1 protein-coding gene is annotated in these 3,232 nt (G+C 73.5%); it reads left to right on the forward strand.

Going from position 1 to position 3,232, the window contains the following annotated elements:
- Positions 1–3,232: type I polyketide synthase (locus CCN51_RS47920; protein ID WP_143676147.1), on the forward strand; the 3,232-nt coding region annotated here is incomplete at both ends.

Here is a 3,232-nt window from a genome sequence, read left to right on the forward strand (position 1 = left end):
TCACCGGCGGTACGGGCGGGCTGGGCGCGCATGTGGCTCGATGGCTGGCCGGCCGCGGCCCGGTGCATCTGCTGCTGCTGAGCAGGCGCGGCGAGGCGGCCGAAGGCGCAGCCGGGCTCCTGGACGAACTGGCCGGGCTGGGGGCGCGGGTGACCGTGGCGGCGTGCGATGTGGCCGATCGCGACGCGCTGGCGCGGGTCCTGGCCGGCGTGCCGGAGGACGCCCCGCTGACGGCCGTGGTGCATGCGGCGGGCGCGCTGGACGACGCCGTCCTGGCGACGCTGACCCCGGAGCGGCTGGAGGCCGCGCGGCAGGCCAAGGCGGTCGGGGCGTGGCAGTTGCACGAGCTGACGCGCGGCGCCGACCTTGCGGCCTTCGTGGTGTTCTCCTCGGCGGCAGCGACGTTCGGCTCGGCGGGGCAGGGCGGCTATGCCGCGGCGAACGCCGAGGTGGACGCGCTGATCCAACATCGGCGCGGCCTTGGGCTGCCGGGCCTGTCGGTGGCGTGGGGGGCCTGGGCCGGCGGTGGGATGGCGGACGCCGCCGCGGACGCCGGGCGGTTGCGCCGCCACGGCATGGCGGCCATGGATCCCCGGCTGGCACTGACGGCGCTCGGGCACGCGCTTGAGCACGATGAGACCCGCCTGACCGTCGCGGACATCGACTGGCGGGCCTTCGTCGACAATGCCCCCGCCACCGGACTCGACCCCTTGATCAGCGGTATCCCCGAAGCCCGGACGGCTTGGGACGCCGCGGGCCGCGGCGCCGCCGAGGCCGCCGGAACGCTTCGGGCGCGGCTGGCCGGACTGGCCGCGGACGAGCAGCGGCGCATGGTGGTCGAGTTGGTCCGTACGCACGCGGCCACCGTGCTCGGCCACGCCGGCCCGGCGGCCGTGCCGCCGGAGCGCGCCTTTCGTGAGCTGGGCTTTGACTCGTTGACCGCCGTGGAGCTGCGCAACCGGCTCAACGCCGCCACCGGCCTGAGGCTGCCCGCCACCGCGGTGTTCGACTATCCCCACCCGGCCGCGCTCGCCCAGCACACATGCGAGCAGCTGTTCGGCGCCCCCGGAACGGCCGGTGGGCCGTCCTCCGCCGATCTGCGGCCCATGGCGACGGACGAGCCGATCGCCGTGGTGGGGATGGCGTGCCGCTTCCCCGGTGGTGTCCGCTCCGCGGAGGAGTTCTGGGAGCTGCTGGCCCAGGGCAGGGATGCGATCGCGGGCTTCCCGATGGACCGGGGCTGGGGCGGCGCGGCGCTGTACGACGCCGATCCGGAGCGCCCCGGCACCCCGTACGCGAGGGCGGGCGGTTTCCTCTACGACGCGGCGGACTTCGACGCGGGGTTCTTCGGGATCAGCCCGCGTGAGGCGCTGGCGATGGACCCGCAGCAGCGGCTGCTGCTGGAGACCGCCTGGGAGACCTTCGAAAAGGCCGGCCTCGACCCCGCCGACCTGCGGGGCAGCCGCACCGGAGCCTTTGTGGGCATGGCCCAGCAGGACTATGTCGACCTGCTGCGGCACACCGGCGAGGACCTTGAGGGCTATGCGATGACCGGCGTCTCGGGCAGCGCGCTGTCGGGTCGGTTGGCGTACAGCTTTGGTTTTGAGGGTCCTGCGGTGACGGTGGATACGGCGTGTTCGTCGTCGTTGGTGGCGTTGCATTTGGCGTGTCAGTCGTTGCGGTCGGGGGAGTGTTCGCTGGCGTTGGCGGGTGGGGTGACGGTGATGTCGACGCCGGGGGTGTTTGTGGAGTTCTCCCGTCAGCGCGGTCTGGCGGCCGATGGACGGTGCAAGCCGTACGCCGCCGCCGCTGACGGAGTTGGCTGGTCCGAAGGGGTGGGGATGCTGTTGGTGGAGCGGTTGTCTGATGCGCGGCGGTTGGGGCATCGGGTGTTGGCGGTGGTGCGGGGTTCGGCGGTGAATCAGGATGGTGCGTCGAATGGTTTGACGGCGCCGAATGGTCCGTCACAGCAGCGGGTGATTCGGCAGGCCCTGGCGGGTGCGGGGCTGGCGGCGTCGGATGTGGATGTGGTGGAGGGGCACGGTACGGGGACGACGCTGGGTGATCCGATCGAGGCGCAGGCGATCCTTGCCACGTACGGCCAGGACCGTCCGGAGGACCGGCCGTTGTGGCTCGGGTCGGTGAAGTCGAACATCGGCCATACGCAGGCGGCGGCGGGCGTCGCCGGTGTGATCAAGATGGTGCTGTCGCTCCAGCACGACCTGTTGCCACCGAGCCTGCACACGAACACCCCAACCGCTCATGTCGATTGGTCGGCCGGGCGGGTGCGGCTGCTGAGCGAATTGGTGTCGTGGCCGGGGAACGGGCGTCCGCGCCGGGCGGGTGTGTCGTCCTTCGGGGTCAGTGGCACCAACGCGCACATCATCCTGGAGCAGGCCCCGGACGAGGCCGTGGCGGAGAGCGAGTCCACGGACGAATCGCCGGTGGTGCCGTGGGTGGTCTCGGCGCGTTCGGAGGGCGCGCTGCGGGGGCAGGCCCGCCGGTTGCGGGAGTTTGTCGCGGACCGGGTTGAGCTGCGGGGTGTGGCCCGTGCGCTGGCCGGCGAGCGGTCGGTGTTCGAGCGGCGCGCCGTGATCGTGGCCGGGGACCGCGACGAGCTCGTACGCGGCCTGGACGCACTGGCGACCGGGGCACCGGCTGCCGGACTGGTCGAGGGGCCGCCCGGCCCGGCCGTCCATGGCAAGGTGGCGATGGTGTTCGGCGGCCAGGGCACCCAATGGGAGGGCATGGCCGCCGAGCTCCTGGACACCGCACCCGTGTTCGCCGACCAGATGGCGGCGTGCGCGGAAGCCCTCGCGCCCCACGTGGACTGGTCCCTGACCGACGTGGTGCGCGGCGAGCCGGACGCCCCGCCACTGGACCGGGCGGATGTGGTCCAGCCGGTGCTCTTCGCGGTCATGGTGTCGCTGGCGGCGCTGTGGCGGTCGTACGGTGTGCGGCCCGACGCGGTGGCCGGCCACTCCCAGGGCGAGATCGCCGCAGCGTATGTCGCCGGTGCGCTGTCGCTGGAGGACGCCGCACGGATCGTCGCGCTGCGCAGCCAGGCGCTGTCCGCGCTGGCCGGGCGGGGCGCGATGCTCTCGGTCGGCATGCCGGCCCCGGAACTCGAACCGCGCCTCGCGCCATGGGCCGGGCGGCTGTGCGTCGCGGCCGACAACGGCGCGGGCTCCGCGGTGGTGTCCGGGACCCCCGAGGCCGTGGACACGCTGCT

This window comes from Streptomyces milbemycinicus (assembly GCF_002154605.1).
GTDB classification, from domain to species: Bacteria; Actinomycetota; Actinomycetes; order Streptomycetales; family Streptomycetaceae; genus Streptomyces; species Streptomyces milbemycinicus.